The organism is Actinophytocola sp., assembly GCF_009379765.1.
Lineage (GTDB): Bacteria > Actinomycetota > Actinomycetes > Mycobacteriales > Pseudonocardiaceae > Actinophytocola.
The window spans coordinates 22,029-38,084 of record NZ_WHTD01000005.1 but is presented as its reverse complement, the minus strand read 5'-3'; the positions used below and the strand labels follow the sequence as shown (position 1 = coordinate 38,084).

The 16,056-nt window shown below is 68.1% G+C and carries 15 protein-coding genes, 1 tRNA gene and 1 pseudogene; 9 read left to right on the top strand and 8 right to left on the bottom strand.

Features of this window, described 5'->3' with window-relative positions; all coding sequences use genetic code 11:
- Positions 1–3: 3 nt before the first annotated feature.
- Positions 4–438: a helix-turn-helix transcriptional regulator gene (locus GEV28_RS02475; protein ID WP_291408118.1), complete on the bottom strand. Its 435-nt coding sequence runs from the start codon at positions 436–438 to the stop codon at positions 4–6.
- Between the two features lie 301 nt (positions 439–739).
- On the opposite strand from GEV28_RS02475, the gene GEV28_RS02470 reads away from it, so the two are divergent.
- Positions 740–2,206: a carboxypeptidase-like regulatory domain-containing protein gene (locus GEV28_RS02470; protein WP_291408116.1), complete on the top strand. Its 1,467-nt coding sequence runs from the start codon at positions 740–742 to the stop codon at positions 2,204–2,206.
- A 190-nt stretch (positions 2,207–2,396) separates the two neighbouring features.
- On the top strand, positions 2,397–3,839 hold the full coding sequence (locus tag GEV28_RS02465; RefSeq protein WP_291408114.1) for an FAD-binding protein: 1,443 nt from the start codon (positions 2,397–2,399) through the stop codon (positions 3,837–3,839).
- 173 nt (positions 3,840–4,012) lie between these two features.
- Here GEV28_RS02465 and GEV28_RS02460 read toward each other — a convergent pair whose 3' ends face one another.
- Positions 4,013–5,380, bottom strand: coding sequence for a diguanylate cyclase (locus tag GEV28_RS02460; protein ID WP_291408112.1), 1,368 nt, complete (start codon positions 5,378–5,380; stop codon positions 4,013–4,015).
- A 192-nt stretch (positions 5,381–5,572) separates the two neighbouring features.
- Positions 5,573–6,796 (bottom strand): MFS transporter, encoded by a 1,224-nt coding sequence (locus GEV28_RS02455; RefSeq protein ID WP_291408110.1) that lies wholly within the window; start codon positions 6,794–6,796, stop codon positions 5,573–5,575.
- Between the two features lie 103 nt (positions 6,797–6,899).
- On the opposite strand from GEV28_RS02455, the gene GEV28_RS02450 reads away from it, so the two are divergent.
- Positions 6,900–6,972, top strand: a tRNA-Lys gene (locus GEV28_RS02450).
- Between the two features lie 145 nt (positions 6,973–7,117).
- Here GEV28_RS02450 and GEV28_RS42090 read toward each other — a convergent pair.
- Positions 7,118–7,369, bottom strand: a pseudogene (locus GEV28_RS42090) (tyrosine-type recombinase/integrase); the annotation flags it as partial.
- 423 nt (positions 7,370–7,792) lie between these two features.
- Between GEV28_RS42090 and GEV28_RS02445 the strand changes: the two are divergent.
- The 5 genes from GEV28_RS02445 to GEV28_RS02425 all read left to right on the top strand — a co-directional run bounded on the left by GEV28_RS02445 (position 7,793) and on the right by GEV28_RS02425 (position 11,306).
- Positions 7,793–8,095 (top strand): calcium-binding protein, encoded by a 303-nt coding sequence (locus GEV28_RS02445; protein ID WP_291408108.1) that lies wholly within the window; start codon positions 7,793–7,795, stop codon positions 8,093–8,095.
- Entirely contained in the window at positions 8,096–8,869 is a 774-nt protein-coding gene (locus GEV28_RS02440; protein WP_291408106.1) for a hypothetical protein, read from the top strand.
- A gap of 83 nt (positions 8,870–8,952) precedes the next feature.
- Positions 8,953–9,426 (top strand): helicase-associated domain-containing protein, encoded by a 474-nt coding sequence (locus tag GEV28_RS02435; protein WP_291408104.1) that lies wholly within the window; start codon positions 8,953–8,955, stop codon positions 9,424–9,426.
- A gap of 305 nt (positions 9,427–9,731) precedes the next feature.
- The gene (locus GEV28_RS02430; protein WP_291408102.1) at positions 9,732–10,394 is read left to right on the top strand and encodes a type IV toxin-antitoxin system AbiEi family antitoxin domain-containing protein; all 663 of its coding nucleotides are present in this window, start codon (positions 9,732–9,734) and stop codon (positions 10,392–10,394) included.
- Between the two features lie 15 nt (positions 10,395–10,409).
- Entirely contained in the window at positions 10,410–11,306 is an 897-nt protein-coding gene (locus GEV28_RS02425) for a nucleotidyl transferase AbiEii/AbiGii toxin family protein (protein WP_291408100.1), read from the top strand.
- A 327-nt stretch (positions 11,307–11,633) separates the two neighbouring features.
- On the opposite strand, the gene GEV28_RS02420 is transcribed toward GEV28_RS02425, so the two are convergent.
- The 4 genes from GEV28_RS02420 to GEV28_RS02405 all read right to left on the bottom strand — a co-directional run bounded on the left by GEV28_RS02420 (position 11,634) and on the right by GEV28_RS02405 (position 15,601).
- Positions 11,634–12,044 (bottom strand): nuclear transport factor 2 family protein, encoded by a 411-nt coding sequence (locus GEV28_RS02420; protein ID WP_291408098.1) that lies wholly within the window; start codon positions 12,042–12,044, stop codon positions 11,634–11,636.
- Positions 12,045–12,235: 191 nt separating this feature from the next.
- Positions 12,236–12,721: a hypothetical protein gene (locus GEV28_RS02415; RefSeq protein ID WP_291408096.1), complete on the bottom strand. Its 486-nt coding sequence runs from the start codon at positions 12,719–12,721 to the stop codon at positions 12,236–12,238.
- A 361-nt stretch (positions 12,722–13,082) separates the two neighbouring features.
- Positions 13,083–14,033: a Fic/DOC family N-terminal domain-containing protein gene (locus tag GEV28_RS02410; RefSeq protein ID WP_291408094.1), complete on the bottom strand. Its 951-nt coding sequence runs from the start codon at positions 14,031–14,033 to the stop codon at positions 13,083–13,085.
- Between the two features lie 947 nt (positions 14,034–14,980).
- Positions 14,981–15,601, bottom strand: coding sequence for a hypothetical protein (locus GEV28_RS02405; protein ID WP_291408092.1), 621 nt, complete (start codon positions 15,599–15,601; stop codon positions 14,981–14,983).
- Positions 15,602–15,628: 27 nt separating this feature from the next.
- Between GEV28_RS02405 and GEV28_RS02400 the strand changes: the two genes are divergently transcribed.
- Positions 15,629–16,036, top strand: a complete 408-nt coding sequence (locus GEV28_RS02400; RefSeq protein WP_291408090.1) for a helix-turn-helix domain-containing protein — start codon at positions 15,629–15,631, stop codon at positions 16,034–16,036.
- Positions 16,037–16,056 lie beyond the last annotated feature (20 nt).

Sequence of the window (16,056 nt, the reverse complement as noted above, 5' to 3'; positions counted from 1 at the left end):
CGATCAGACCGCCACCGGACGGGCCGCGTCGGCCGTGTTCGGACGGAGGGCGTGCAGCAGGCGGTCCAGCACGTCCAACGGGTCGGCGGCGTGGTCCAGACCGCGAAGGTCCACCCGTCGACCGTCCTGTGTGGACAGCGCGGCGAGCTCGCGAAGACCGTCGGCGAGCCGCCCGCTGTCCGTGACCCCCCGGTGGCCGGCCGGCGCCCGCGCCGCCCGCTCGAACTCCGCCCGCGTCTCCTCGCACAGCCCGAGCGCGTCGGCAAGCAGCCGTACCGAGTCCCGCCGCGGCCGGGTCACCCGGCCGCTCTCCAGGTTCTGGATCCCCCGCGGTGACAACCCGGAGCGCGCCGCCAGCTCCTCCTGCGTGAGCCGTGCGGCGTGCCGCCACCGCTGCACCAGAAACGCGAACCCGGTCCCCACCTCGATGTTGCCCATCCCCGTCCTCCAGTCCGGAATTGGCTCCTCACCGGAGATGACGCGCAACCGGCGCATTCCTCACACCCCTTCTTCGGCCCCGAAACTGCGGGCCGTTGTTCGTGTTACTGCCCGCGGCTCGTTGGCACACTGGTGCTCCTCGCGGCAGCGCGAGGACTCGTTCCTGGGAGAAACTCCGTGAGACGCTCAAAGGTTGCCTGTCACAGTGCACTTCTCATCGTGATGACGCTGCTCGGCTTCCTCGCCGCCCCCGGCCGCCGCAGCCGACGAGCCCCCGGACGACTCGCGGGTCGACTGGACCGTGACGGCGTCGTACGACAGGCCGTCCTACGGCATCGGCGAGCCGATGAACCTCACGATCACTGTCGCCAACGTCGGCGTGAACCCCATCCACGAGCTGCGGGTCCAGGTCTACGGCGACGTCTACTTCATGTCCGAGGCGTGGGGCGCACTGGAGTCCGGCGCGGCGCTTGCGCCGGGCGAGGAGCTCGCGGTCACGGCCGAGGGGCGAGCATCGTTCGCGGAGCCGGAGAAGGCGACGGTCGCTCGCGTCGAGCTGAACGTGCGGACGATGCTCCAGTGGGATCCCGACGACGAGAACACGGATCTCGTCGTGGAGAGCCCGGTGGGCCTGCGCTACGGCGATCTCTCCGGGATCGCTTACGGCGACCGGAACAACAACGGTGTGCCCGATCCGGGCGAGGGCTTCCGCGGCATCGAGCTCGTGCTGGACGGTGGCATGTCGACGTCACCCCGCACGCGGACCGACGCCCAGGGGCGGTTCGTCTTCCGGCACCTCCAGACCGGCCGGCACGAGTTCTGGCACGATCCGGCCGATCTCCCGGACTGGAGGTTCGACTTCCTCGGGTTCGTCGAGGTAATGGAGGAGGGCACCGAGGTCGACGTGCGGGCGACCCTGGTCCCCGAGGCGGTGCTGCGGGCCGAGATGGCGTTCGACCGGGACACCTACCGGGTCGGTGACTCGATCGAGGTGCGCATCACGCTGACCAATCCCGGCTCGACCGATCTGAACGGCGTCGTGGCGTGGTGCAACCGGATCGGCAACGAGAACCAGCTGGACTCGGGGGAATGGGGCGACCTCGCCATCTACCGCGGGCAGGGGGTCGGCGTGCCGGCCGGCCGGACGCGGGTGTTCACCGTCACCGACACGGTGCCGGAGGCCGCCCTGGACTACGGCACCGTGGTGGCCAGCTGCGGGTTCGTCACGGGCGACACGGACGAGGAGCTCGAACGAAGCGCGGAGGCGTATGCCGAGGCCGACGTGCCCGGGCGGTTCGGGGACCTGACGGGTCGCGTGCTGAGGGTGCGGGCCGACGACTCCACAGCGCCGGTGGCCGGCGTGGAGCTGCACCTGGCCAACTACCGGACGGGCCGGGTCGTGGGCACCGCGACCTCGGACGCCGGCGGCAACTACCACTTCAGGCACGTGCCGAACAGCGCGTACCGGATGCGGGTCACGGGCCCGTGGAAGCTGGTCGAGCCGGACCGGCGCTACTGGGTCGGTCGGCAGGGCGCCATCGACCCGGAGCCGCAGGTGCTGGTCGTGCCGGGCTTCGTGGCCGACCCGAGCCGGCCGCCGGTCGAGGAGGTGCGGGACCCCGCGCCACAGGGCGTCGTCCTGCCGGCCACCCGGACCGGCCACCTGGCCGACACGGGCTTGGAGGTGGTCGAGCTGTTCGTCGCCGGGCTGGTCCTCGTCGTCACCGGCGCCGCTCTGCTGCTCGCCCGAACGCGACGCGCCACCTGACCGTCACTGGGGGTGCGGGCGTGGCCCGGTGCCGTACCGACGGCGCCGGGCCACCCCTGCGCGGGGCGGCTGTCCATGGTGGCCGCTGACCTGCGCCTCCGCCCATTTGTCATATGCGGCAACGGCAGATGGAGCAGCCGCGAGCGATGATCGTGAGCTATGGTGCCTGCGCCTACTCGGAGGGTCGCAAATGGATACTCGGCTCGGTCGTCGTGCGTTTCTGACCGGGACCGCCGCGGCGGCGGTGGTCGCGTTCGACCCGGCAGGGCTCGGCTGGGTCACGTCCGCGGACGCCAGTCCGGGCGGGATCACCGTTCCCGGTCTCGACGGCGAGCTGGTCGTCGACCCGGAGTCGCGGGCCGAGGCCGCTGACGACTACGGGCACATCGTCCACCGCAACCCGGTCGCGGTGCTGCGGCCCGGCTCGGTACGCGACATCGTCACGATGGTCCGCTTCGCCAACACGCACGAGCTGCAGGTCGCGATGCGCGGCCAGGGCCACTCGACGTTCGGCCAGGCGCAGGTGGCCGGCGGCGTCGTGATCGACTCGCGGACGCTGGCCACGATCCACCGCGTCGACGCCGACCGAGCGGTCGTGGACGCGGGCGTGCAGTGGCTCGACCTGATCCAGGCGACCCTCGCTCAGGGCCTGACCCCGCCGGTCGCCACCGACTATCTCGGCCTCTCGGTCGGCGGCACGCTGTCCGTCGGCGGGATCGGCGGCGCCACCTCGCACTTCGGTCTGCAGGTCGACAACGTGCTGGCACTGGAGGTCGTCACCGGCGACGGCCGGCTGCTGCGCTGCTCGCCGACCGAGCGCCGGGAGCTGTTCCGCACGGTGCTCGGCGGGCTCGGCCAGTTCGCGATCATCGTGCGGGCCACCGTCCGGTTGGTGCCCGCCGAGACGAACGCGCGGGTGTTCAACCTGTTCTACCCGGACCTGGCGTCGATGACCGCCGCTCAGCGCACCGCGCTCGCCGATCGTCGATTCAGCTACCTCGAGGGCCAGCTGATCCCCGCCGAGGGGGGCGGCTGGCAGTACATGCTCGAGGGCGTCGCGTACTACACCCCACCGTCCACTCCGGACGACGCGGCGCTGCTGGCGGGTCTGGACCCCGCGTCCTCGCAGATCTCCGAGGTGCCGTACTTCGACTGGCTCAACCGGATCTACGCCCTGGTCGAGCAGCTCAAGCCGCTGCGCCTGCCCGGGCCGTGGATCAACGTGTTCCTGCCGGACGCGGCAACCGATGTCTATGTGACGGACGTCTTGGCCGACCTGGCCCCGGCCGACGCGGGCGGCGTGGTCCTGCTGTACCCCGTGGCACGCGAGGAGATCACCCGCCCGCTGGTGATGCTGCCGGACAGCGAGGTGGTCTTCCTGCTGGCGATCCTGCGGACGGTGAGCCCCCCGAACGACGCGGACGTGCAACGCCTCCTCGGCGTGAACCGAGCGCTGTACGACGAGGCCCGTGCGGTGGGCGGCACCCACTACCCGGTCGGCGCGATCCCGCTGACCCCCGCCGACTGGCGCGCCCACTACGGCCCGCGCTACGCGGAGGTCCTGCTCCAGAAACGCCGCTTCGACCCGAACCACGTCCTCACGCCGGGACAGGGCATCTTCCGCAACCCCTGACAGGTGTCCACAACCGACGAAGTTGTCCACAGCTCCGCCGCGAGCCCTGTTCTCGTCGGCATTGCTCGATAGACTGACTCCGAGGGGTGCCCCCGGAGAGGGTGGGGGCGTTCGGGACTTGTGTTCCGCACGCGCGCGCGTGATTTTCCGCCGCGCTCGACGCGGGTTCGCGGTCAGCCGCGGTCGACACTGTCCGATGCCTCGTCCAGCCTCAGCGGGCGGCGGGTCGTCGGCAGCCACGGCAGGGCGCGGTGCTCCTCGGCGAAGCGGACCTGGTCGCGGCCGTTGTGCTTCGCTCCGTACAGCGCCGAGTCGGCGGCCGACAGCAGACCGTCCACTGTGTCCTCGGCGACCTCCGGGTAGATCGCGACGCCGATGGACACGCTCAGCCCGTCGATGATCCCGCCGTTGCCGTCCACGACCTGGACCTGGTGCATGCGCCGGCGGATCCGCTCTGCCACGGCCAGCGCCTCGGCCCGGTCCACGTTCGGCAGCAGCACCGCGAACTCCTCGCCACCGAACCGGCCCACCGCGTCGCCGCGGCGGATCGAGGTCGTCAGCAGGTGCGCGACGCGGCGTAGCACGGCGTCACCCGCGAGGTGCCCGTATCGGTTGTTGACCTCGGAGAACAGGTCGAGGTCGAGCATGAACAACCCCAGCGACCCCTCCTGCTCCTGGCGGGCGCGCATCAGCTCGGCCTTCGCCTGCTGGTGCCACGCGGTCGCGTTGAGCAGGCCGGTCTTGTCGTCGGTCCGCGCGGCGAGCTGCAACTGGTGCAGGAGGACGGTCCGGTGCAGCGCGACGACCGGCACGACCATCAGCACCGCGAGCCACGGCAGGCGCACCGCCGCGAGCGCGACGAACACGCCGAGCACGAGCTGGCCGGCCTCCAGGAGGTTGTCCGCGCCGCTGCCCACCGCCTCCCACGCCCGCTTGAGCTTCACGGTCAGCAGGATCACGACGCCGACCAGCACGGTGTTGACCGTCCACTGGACACCGGTCGCGGCGACCACGAGCAGGCCGTCGAGCCAGGTCAGCGGTTCGCGGCCGGCTATCCGGTCGGTGAGCCCGGTCGCGTTGACCAGCCAGACAACGGCCAGCGCAGCGAGCGTCATCATCGCGATCGTGAACACCGTCCGGTGCGGCGGGCGGCCCGCGTCCCAGCGGCCGACGAGCCACCAGCGGTGCACATAGATGCCGATCACCAGCAGGGTGACCGGCAACGGCGGGAGCACCAGCGCGCCGGCAAACGTCCAGATGCCACAGAGGTCGACGTGCGGAGTGTGGCTGTGGTCGCGACGGATGCGCTCGACGGCGTTGCTGAGGTGCAGGTGGACCGCGGCGCAGGCGGCCAGGACGGCGGTGAGCAGCCACTGGTCGCGGGTGCCTGGCTCGCGGACGGCCGTCCAGACGGCGATCACCAGCGCGACGGCGTCCACCAGGAGGACGTAGCCCAGGGCACGCGAAGGCAGGCCCCACACCTTCCAGCCCCTGATGATCGCGATCAGGCCACGACGTCGAGGGGCGGCACCATCACCCAAACGTGCTCCCGGAGTCGCCTCGTGCGGTAGCTCACCTGGGACGGACAGTAGCCGCCGATGGGGGCTGGTGCCAGCCCCTGAAACGATCCACCACGGCCCCGGGCTGGACCGTCACCGCGCACAAGTCATCATCGTTGAGAACTACGCCAAGGAGGTGACCCACGATGCGCGACAAGATCTGGTGAACCACTCTCAGTTGTCAGCGGTCAGTGCGGCGGCCACGCGGCGCGCGCCGACCCGGGCCCACGCCGCGGTCGCGTTGACCGCGAACACCAACCCGACGAGCCCCGCGGCCGCGATGGCCGTGCTGGGCCCGTCGAGCAGCTCGGCGAGCAAACCCCCGGCGGCCACGCCTATGCCCTGGGCGGCGACCAGACCGGATCGGGCGAGCCCGAGCGCTTGGCCGCGTTGGTGGTCGGGCACCAGCTGGACGAAGGTGGCGCCGGCGGTGACCTGGTAGGCCGAACAGGCGCCGGAGATCGCTAGCAACGCCAGCGCGAACCCGAGCGAAGGGGCCAGCAGGTAGCAGCCGAGCGGCACGACGGTGCCGATGGCGAGTGGTCCGAGCAGCTGCAGTCGCCGCTCGGTCGAGAGCTTGCCCAGGAGCCACGCACCCACGACCATGCCCGCCGGATCGGCGGCGAGCAGCCATCCCACGGCGGCGACCCCGACCCCGACCTCGGCCGCGAACGGCGCGGCCAGCCCTTCCGGGACGACGGCGAACCCCGCGAGCCACGCCAGCCCGACGAGCGAGCGGAGCCGGCGGTCGGCCCAGATGAGCCGGGCGCCGCCGCGCACTTGCAGCGCCACCTTTCCGGGGGCCGCACCGCTGACCGGCCGCGCCTGGACGCCGGCCCGGATCAGCGCGGCCGAGAGCAGGAACGTCCCCGCGTCGATGGCGAGCGCGGCGTGCGTGCCGACCCAGGCGACCAACAGCCCGCCGACCGCGAACCCGGCGAGGAGCCCCGCCTGGTGGGTGATCAGCAGCGCCCGCTGCCCCCGCTCGAAGCGCTCACCAGGCAGGACGTGCGGCAGTGTGGCGCCTTGAGCGGCGGCGAAGGGCGCGTCAGCGAGTTGGACGAGGACGAGCAGCACGGCGAGCAGCGGGAGTGGTGCGCCGGGCAGCGCCATGACGCCGACGAGCCCGGCCCGAGCGAGATCGCACCCGACCATGACGGCCCGACGAGGCAGCCGGTCGGCGAGCCCACTCAGCAGGACCCCCGAGAGGAGCGCGGGAAGCTGCGTGAGCGCATACATGGCCGCGGTCCACCCGGCCGACCCGGTCCGCTGATAGACGAGGATCGAGAGCGCGACCCGAGCGAGCTGATCCCCGATGATCGACTGCGCGGCAGCGGCCCAGAGCACCCTGAACTCGCCGACCGAGAAGACCCCCGGCGGCCTGCCGCCCTCACTCACCCGGGGGACTCTAGCCGCGCCCGCCGAAACCGAGGCCTGCTTCGCCAACATTGCCCATACCGGACACGCCCGACGGGGCCCTCGGTACCATGGGCCGCGCGTGGGGCCGTTAGCTCAATTGGTAGAGCTGCGGACTTTTAATCCGTAGGTTCTGGGTTCGAGCCCCAGGCGGCCCACAAGATCGTTATATGCGCTGACGTGCACTGTGGATCCGCGGTTTGATCTCCTGGTGGGCCTCGCGATCTTGTGTGGGTCCGATTTGGGTCCGACGTCTTCAGGTGTGCGGGGTTCTGGGATCCGCGGTTGTTGGGCGGCCGAGCATGGCCTGTGGTCGAGCGCAACCAGTCGGGCACTGTGTCGGGTCTTCGGTGGGCAGAGCGCCAGTCCGAGGTGGTGGTGCTGCAGTTGGTGGGTGATGGTCAGCGTGCGGCGGTCGAGGTCGATGTCGCACCAGCGCAGCCCGCATGCCTCGCCGCGGCGTAGCCCGACGAGGGCGATCAGCCGGAACATCGGGTAGAGGCGGTGCTCGCGAACATGGTCGAGGAACTGCGCGGTCTGGGTGGCGGTCCACACGGCCACGACAGGGTGATCACCGGTAGCTCGCCAGTGCGCGACCCGTGGCTCTGTCCACACTCGCGCTTGGGATCAGCCGCGGGTTGGCGCAGGTCAATCAGCGCTCGCTTGGCCTGCGCGCGAGTGCGGTACGCCTCGCCGCAGTCGGCGCCGCAGGCCGTCCGGGCCCGGTGGCAGTTCGATGTTCAGGTACCAGCTGCCGTGGCCGACTCGTGTCAACTGTGGACAGTGTCGATCCAGCCGCGTTCTGGTGGCTGGATCGACACAACCACAGCGCTTGTACACGCATCCGCGTGACGACATCGCATTGTCATTTCGAGACAAGCCGTTCTGTCCAGCCTCGGCGGTGACGGTGACCACGCCAGCCAGACCAGATGGCGATCAGGCACCGAGGGGTCCGCTAGCCTCGACCCGGTGAGGTCATTGGGTCGCGAGGCGCTGGATGCCATGGTCGCGGAGGCGACTGTTGACTGCTACAACGACAGCGAGTGCGTGACGGGCTTCTACACGATGCTTGACGAGCACCTTGCGGTGCCGTTTCGGACCAGCGTGCTGGGGGTCGACGTCTCCGTCGCGAAGATCGATCTGACCGGTGATGAGCACGTCGTGGCGGTGTGCGTGCGGGGCCGGGCGCGGCAGCGGATTCCGGTCCTTGATCTGCCGTTGCCGACGCCACCGCCCGAGGGTGCGGAGTGGATCGAGGCCTTCCGCGCGTGGGCGAAGTAGATGAGCGACGCGAGCCCGCTGGGTGGAGCTGGGGAGCACCGGGTGCGGCTGACCGGACAGGAGAGTCAGCTCAACCTGCGCGGGGTGCTGGAGCTGTGTGCGGCGGGTCAGGTGCGGTGCAGTGAGAAGACCGGCCGTCCGTCGGCGGCGACCATCCGCATGGTGAGCTCGCGTTTGGTGCACGGCGACTTCTACGCCGAGGAGCCGATCGCCTCGTTCGCGTGGCCGTTGCTGGTCCAGGCCGGTGGGCTGGCCAGGATCGATGGCGGGCGGCTGCGGCTGACCCCGAAGGGCCGTACCGCGTTGCGCATGCCGCTGGCTGAGGTCGTTCGGGCGTTGTGGCAGCGGTGGCTGACCCACGCGGTGATCGACGAGTTCAGCCGGATCGAGGAGATCAAGGGCCAACGGATCAAGAATGTGCTCAGCGCCGCCAAGCCGCGCCGGCAGGTCGTCGCCAGGGCGTTGGCGAGTTGCCCGCCCGGCGAGTGGATGGGCGTGGACGCCCTGTTCACGACGATGCGGCGGGGAGGCCTGAGCCCCACGATCGCGCGTAACGACATGGCGTTGTGGAAGTTGTACCTCGTCGACCCGCAGTACGGCAGCCTTGGTTATGACGGCTTCCACCGGTGGGAGATCCTGGAGGGCCGCTACACGCTGGCGGTGCTGTTCGAGTACGCGGGCACGCTGGGACTGGTCGACCTCGAGTACGTGCATCCCGCGGGCGAGCGGGAGGACTTCCAGGACAACTGGGGTGGGACGATCTGGACGCGCTGAGTCGCTACGACGGTCTGCAGGCCGTCCGGCTCAATGCCGTGGGCTGCTTCGCGCTTGGCCTGACCGACACCTACCAGCCGCCAGTGGCCGAGCAAACCTCGGCGTTGAAGGTGCTGCCCAACCTCGACGTGGTCGTCACCGGCACCCTCGCGCCAGGCGACGAGCTGCTGTTGTCGGCGTATGCCGAACACAATGCGGACCGGGTGTGGACGGTCTCCGCGGCGAGCCTGCTGGCCGCGCTCGACAGCGGACGCGACCTCACCGAGTTCACTGCTTTCCTGGCCCGGCAGGCCGAGAACGAGCTGCCCAACTCGCTGGAGACCCTCATCGCCGATGTCACCCGCCGGGCCGGGCAGCTGACCGACCTCGGGCACGCCCGAGTGATCGAGTGTGCGGACGCGGCGCTGGCCGCGCTCATCGCCCGCGACCGTGTGCTGCGTGCCCTGTGCCGGCCGATCGGTGAGCGTCATCTCGCGGTCCCGCTCGATCACGAGCTGAAGTTCCGTGCGGCGCTGCGGAAGCTGGGTTACGTCCTGCCGGGTCACTCCGCGGGGTGAGGGGTCAGCGGCGTGATGCTGATCGGCGGGGGCCGGGGAAGCCGAGGCTGATGTAGCCGGGTGCGCGTTTGGCCAAGGACGAGGCTAGGACGCCGGTGTCGGCGTCGTGGTAGTCGTGTACCTCGGCGGTGGTCTTGCGACGGGGAGAAACTGCTGCACCGCCACACGAAGCCTTTCTTCGACCGCGAACCGACCCCCAGCATCTCGACCGTGTCGCCGAGCTTCTCCGCACCACCAGGTAGGCGGCACCTTCCTCGACGCCGGCGAGCATGCTGCGAACGTATCAATAGTGATACGATCGCAGCATGTCGCGAAGAGTGGCGCTATCGGCGCTGAGCGAGGTCACCCCTGAGCAGTGGGGAATGGTGACCGCCGCCCAGGCCCGTCTGCTCGGCATCACACGTGTCGACCTTGCTCGACTCGTCGCGGATGGCACGCTCGAGCAGGTCGAGGGAGCGGCCCGGGTTTACCGTCTTGCGGGCAGCCCGCCGGATCCTGAGCTCGACCCGCTGCGCGCGGCCTGGCTGCAACTCGGCGGCGCCCAGCCCGCAACCCAACGTCTGCGCAACCCCGACGCTATCGCCAGTCACCGATCGGCCGCCGCCGCGCTGCGCCTGGGCGACCTGCTGCCGACCGTGCACGAGTTCTACGTTTCGCGACGCCGCCAACCCCGCCGACCCGATCTTCGGTTGCGCGTTCGTCGACAGCTCCCACGCGGCGACTGGCGTGTCGCCGACGGGCTGCCCGTCTGCACCGCCCCCCGGGTTATCGCTGACCTCCTGGCCGATAGCGAGGACGAGTCGGCGGTCGCGCGAATCTGCCAGGACGCTGTACGCGGCGAACTGCTGAACCCCGAGCAGATGGCGGTGTTGGTGGCGCCCCACGCGGTGGCGTACGGAGCTGGCGGTGGGCGCGAACTCGGCGCCAGGCTGCTCGGAGTCGAGACATCCGCTGAACGGGAGGTGTGAGTGTCCTTTCCATACGTGACACCGAGAGCCTTCCGCGCGGCCCTCAAGGATCGGTTCTCGGCGCTGGTGAAGGCCGACCCGCGGCTGAGTATCGACGAGTTGCAACGACAGTTCGCCTACGACCGAGTACTCGCCCGCTGTTTCACCGGACCTGACTCCGCGGGCTGGGTGCTCAAGGGAGCCGGCGCCCTGTTGGCCCGGCTGGAAGGCATCGCTCGACACAGCAAGGACATCGATCTTTACTACGCCCAACAGGCAGCGGGCACGGACCGGGCCGTAGAGGCATTTCTCGATGCCATCGATCGCGATCTTGGAGACCACTTCCGTTTCGAAGTCACCAAGACTTCCGCACTTCAAGAGGAGGCCAAAGGGCGGCGCGTGCATCTCGATGCCTTTCTCGGCTCTCGCTACGCGGCCTTCCACGTGGATATCGTCGTCGGCACCGCGATGAGCGGGAAGCCGGACACCGTGCCACCACTTACCCCGATCGACGTGGATGGACTCATCCGACCGCCCTACCGCGTGTTCCCCATGGCCGATCATGTGGCCGACAAGGTCTGCGCGATCATCGAACTGCACAGCCGAGCAGACGGCACCGTACGGGTGAGTAGCCGAGTCAAAGACCTGGTCGACATCGCGATCATCGCCCGCACCCAGTCCATACCCGGCCCCGCGCTGGGGACGGCGTTGCTCACCGGCGTGGCGCACCGTGGCCTGACCCTGCCGTCACGGTTCGACGTCCCGGATATCGAGGCGTGGAGGACCGGGTACGCAAGACGGGCCGACGACGTGCCCGGTCAGGCACCACCGTTCGAGGAGGCAATCGACCTCGCCCACCGGCTGCTCGATCCCGTCTTCGCCGGACCAATAACGGCAACCTGGAATCCCAACACCTGCCAGTGGGATACCTGATCCACGACGCGCCGAACCGCGCTCCTGCCGGGCTCCGCTGCTTCGTGCGAACCCGGCAGTGCCCGGCGCCGCGCGACACTTCCAACTACTGCGCATGTGCACTGACCTGCACCAATGGGCACGCGCCGTCATCTGTCGCTACTGCCCACCCGGGGACGTGGGCTTTTAATCCGTAGGTTCTGGGTTCGAGCCCAGGCGGCCCACAAGTGGTCAGCGCGCGAACCGGGTTGGGTGGCCGGGTTCGGCGGCGTCGTGTCCCCGCCGGCTGTTGTTGCTGGGCTGGGTGCGGGAGATCGGGATGACCTGGTCGGGCGCGGTGAGTTTCGTTCAGTTGGTTTCCCGGCCGCTGGCGTCGCCGCCGGTTTCGCGAAGCTGGTCGGTGAGGAACGTGGCGTGGGCTGCGATGATCTTCCAACCGGACTGGCCGTCGTGGGTCCAGGTCCGGGTGTAGCGCATCCGGGCGACCAGCGGTTGACCGCCGACGGTGCCTTCCAGGGTGCCGAGGAACCAGGTGACGCCGACGTGCGTGGTGGCGAGAACCCTGAGGTCCTCCTCCTCGACACGGCTGATCACCTGTTGGCCGCTCTCGTGCGCGCGCAGGTCGTCCCATTTGGAATAGAGGTTTCCGTCCGGTCCGGTGAAGCGGGCTTCGTCGTCGATCAACTCGGTCAGTGCGTCGATGTCGGAGGTGAGCTGCGCGGCCTGGAGACGCCGCGCGGAGGCTTTCGGTGTGGTCATTGTTCGACATGTTCCTCACTGTGTTGGGCAGTTACGCGCAGCGTCGCGGCGTTCCGCTCTTGGCGGATCCGCTGAGAGCGGAACGCCCACCGGAACTGCATCGCGGTCACCGCGCGCCCCGACGCGTACTGACCGGACGAACCGTGATCGCCGGTCCCTCGGTCAGCACCTCCCGTTCTTGTGCCGACACGTTAGGTCCACCAAATTGCCAGGTAGTCGAGGCTGTCCCTGGATGAGCCTTGATCAAACCCCCGGGAAACCCCAACGTACGAGGCCTCCTCGTTGAGCGCCGCATGCAGCGCATCGGCCGCGGTACGGCGCACGGTCTGCCGGCCCATGTAGACGTCCTGGGTCATCGACGGCCGGGCGTGGCCGAGCACGTCGGCGATCTGCCGGGCGGTCAGCCCGGCGTCGTCGAGCAGCGTTGCGACCGTCTTCCGGAAGGTCCGGAAGATGACCCACCCGAAGCCCGCGCGCCGCTTGAACGGGTTCCAGGCCCGGTTGCGGACGTTGCTTGCCTCGCGGATCGTTCCCGTCGAACTCGGGAAGGTCGGACCGGATGCCGCGCCCAGTGCCGCTCGCCTGTTCACGAGCATGGTCACGCACCAGTCCGGCAGTGGGAACGGCCGCACAGCGTTGGTGGTCTTCCCACGGTTGAGGATCTTGCCGCGGCCCACGGCGCGGATGACGTTGCCCTCATGTTGATCAGCCCGGCGTCCTCGCCGAAATCTTCCCAGTGCGCTGCGAGGCCCTCTCCGGGCCGCGGCAACGCTACGGTTCGTTCAGGGACAACCTGCCATCCCGCCGACCTCCACAGAGCTATCGCACCGCGTCAAGGGGCACACCCGGCCCAACGCGCCGGACAGCACTCAGGAGCCCCTTGACCCGGCACGATCGGGCTACGCCAGGGATGGCAGGAAGCCCTCCTTGCAAGGGATCAGGCGTTCGAGCTATACGACGTTGGCTCATCAAGGATTATGTAAATTTCCTCAGCCAACCACAACGTGCGACCCCCGCGACCTCTCTTCCCCGCCTTTTTTACCCATCCGAATCCCTCAGCTTTAGCCAGGAGATTACGTGCCCCTGATCACTAACTTTTGTTGCCCGCATGACCACGGGAACGGATATGAAGGGGTTGCGGAATATTAGCGGTACAATTGCAGATATTCGAGATGGGTCGCTTTTTGACTGGTCCAGATACATCTCTCGGAGTTCGACAAGCTTGATCGCGCGCGCAGCAGCATCGCTAGCTTGTTCTTTTATAGCTCGCAGGAAGAATTTTATCCATTCCTGCATCTCCCCTCGCTCACGTATCGCCTGCAGTCGTTCGTAGTACTCTGAACGATGGCTCTCCAGATATCCTGAAAGGTACAGCAGTGGCGTGGTCAGCCGTCCTTCGCTAATGAGCATAAGGCCTACCAGTAAGCGACCAATTCGCCCATTTTCATCCAAAAAGGGATGGATGGTCTCAAACTGATAATGCATCAACGCGCAGCGCACTAACACCGGGATGCGACTTGGCGTATTGACAAAACGCTCCCAGTCCGTGAGAAGCTCCCCAAGATGATTCGGCGCAGGAGCGACATACTGAGCAGTTTCGAGAGTGTGAGTCCCTGCGCCAATCCATACAGGTGATCTTCGCAATTCGCCCGGCTGGCGTTCTTCTCCACGAACGCCCGTCAGCAGACACTTGTGCACTTCGGTTATCAACCGCTGCGTAATCGGCAGGCTCTTAATGAGTTCTAGGCCGCGGCGACTTGCATGCAGATACCGCACAACCTCACCGATATCGTCGGACCGGTCCTCTCCCTCTCCCTCTTCCTCTCCTGCTTTCAGGACATCTGAGAGAGAAGCTCGAGTTCCTTCTATTCGAGAACTTGCTACAGCTTCGCGCGTCAGGAATGGCCCGATCAAGAGATCGGGGTCGCGGATCAGCTTGCCTAGACCTTGGAGATACCCGATGGCCGCGTCGGCTTCCGACAGTGCCAAGATCGTCTCCTGATCCAGATCAATCGACCTCGGTAGCTTTTCGGCAAGAAGTACGTATAAACGCTCTTGCGGCCGCTGGCGTAGTCCTGCGCGGGCTCTCCGAACTCGCTGCTCCGGTACCTGCTGGCGTCCATGACCGTGTCGTACCAAGTGATCCCGGCTTTAACTTGGACCTTAGGCTGATCGATCCAACAGAGTCCGCTCATACTTGGGGCGTGAGGTGGCGCGCCAAGCTGTCTTGACTCTGGCGGGCGACGTCCCAAGTGATCAGGGGTTGGGCTTGGGGAAGATCGGGCACCCAGGAACTGAATCCAGCCATGATCAGATCCCACGTTTACCCCACGGAAACAACCGCAGACAACAACATCTGACCGCCTGTGACGAGCCCTCCCCGGACTGGGTATATGCAGGTCACGCCGCATATCGATGGACGATGGCAGAAGATCACATCGAGCGATCATGAAACCGTAGGTTCTGGGTTCGAGCCCCAGACGGCCCACGACCTCGGCTGACCCCTGCTCGGTGCGTTCCGCACCTTCGCCGGGTCGGTCGTCATTAATCTGCGGGGGCGACCCCCGCAGACCCGACGGTGCGGTTGGTCCCCGACCCAGCGTGGTCCGGTTGCGGATGTTGGGGGGCTGAGCCCCACATCCCCACGGTGCGGTTGGTTGCAGACTCGGCGTGGTTGCATTGCGTGGACGGGTTGACGGTGACCGAGGCTGGCCGGATCGAAGACCGGGCGAAATGGTAGCCGCGCGGCGGATTGGCCCACCAGGAGTTGGTCAGCCACGGCGCCGTGCGGGCACGGGTACTCCTGATGATCACGAAGCCTCGATCACCAAGCCTGTACCTGCACTCCGTCTCAGGGGCGATCATCCACCGTGTCCGTGCGGACCTCTCGCCGTTGTAAGGGGTTCGATCGGCCCGTGTCCGTGAGGCTCCAGCTCTCAGCCATGGGGGTCGATGCGGCGGTCGACGGCGATCCAGTTCGTCTCCCAGGTCACGCCGCCGTCCTGTGAGAACGCCTGCTCGAACTTGGCCCGGTCCGGCCCCTGCCGGTAGATGAGGAAGCGCACCTTGATCGGGCGTCCGCCGAGTTGGTCGTCGCCGTAGAACTCACCGACCCCGTCATGGAACCCGCCATACACCGATGGGGTGAGCAGTCCGTTGCGGATGTTGACGAAGGTCAGGCTCCAGCGCCTCGCATGTGGCTCGTAGAGCCGCATGTTGAGACCCTCGATCCGTCCGTTCGGTCCGGCGACCTCGAGCTCGACGACGTTCGCCCGCCGGTCCAGCAGCGGGCGCACGACGGACGTGCCCTCGAAGCGGAGCCATTCGTCCTCGGTTTCCGACAGCGGATCGGCGAGCACTCGAACCTCCGTGTGCCAGGCGCCGATTTCCCAGTCAAAGTCCCGTTGGCCGTCCTCGACACCGGCCGGAGATGTGGAGGGCGCCGTCGAGGTGTCGCCCGACGCCGACGCCGACTCCGACGCGGTCAGCGTGAGGACAGCGAGGAACGCGACCAGAATTCGTCCGTGTGGCACGGTGAGCAGCGTGCGGATGTTCACGATTCGACTATCCGACGGAGCACAACCATGAACAAGAAGGCACCTGCAAGTAACCTGTCCCCGGCGCGCCCCAATCCTCTGCCCGGCTGCCCGATAGCCGCGGCGTTCGCCGCGATCGGTGGGAAGTGGAAGCTGACCCTGTTGTACTGGCTCGCCCATGGCGAGTCCCACTTCGCCGGCCTGCGCCGTCGGGGTGCGCCGATCACGCCCAAGGTGTTGGCCGAGCAGCTACGTGAGCTCGAGGCCGACGGGCTCGTCGAGCGCGTGGTGACCGGACCGGTCCCGGCACCCGTCATCTACCGGCTCACGCCCTACGGAACCACGGTCCTGCCAGTGGTGGAGAGCGTCCGGGTATGGGGCGAGGCTCACCTGCAGCGCACCCACAGTGAGACCGCCGCCGACGAGGCGATGGGCTGTGCCCACTCGGTCGCGTAGGCCCCACAATGTGCTTGCGC

Excerpts from the sequence above, each read along its gene's own strand:
- GEV28_RS02475 (WP_291408118.1), bottom strand. The coding sequence starts at position 438 with ATGGGCAACATCGAGGTGGGGACCGGGTTCGCGTTTCTGGTGCAGCGG.
- GEV28_RS02465 (WP_291408114.1), top strand. The coding sequence starts at position 2,397 with ATGGATACTCGGCTCGGTCGTCGTGCGTTTCTGACCGGGACCGCCGCG.
- GEV28_RS02430 (WP_291408102.1), top strand. The coding sequence starts at position 9,732 with ATGTCGCGAAGAGTGGCGCTATCGGCGCTGAGCGAGGTCACCCCTGAG.
- GEV28_RS02440 (WP_291408106.1), top strand. The coding sequence starts at position 8,096 with ATGAGCGACGCGAGCCCGCTGGGTGGAGCTGGGGAGCACCGGGTGCGG.
- GEV28_RS02400 (WP_291408090.1), top strand. The coding sequence starts at position 15,629 with ATGAACAAGAAGGCACCTGCAAGTAACCTGTCCCCGGCGCGCCCCAAT.
- GEV28_RS02420 (WP_291408098.1), bottom strand. The coding sequence starts at position 12,044 with ATGACCACACCGAAAGCCTCCGCGCGGCGTCTCCAGGCCGCGCAGCTC.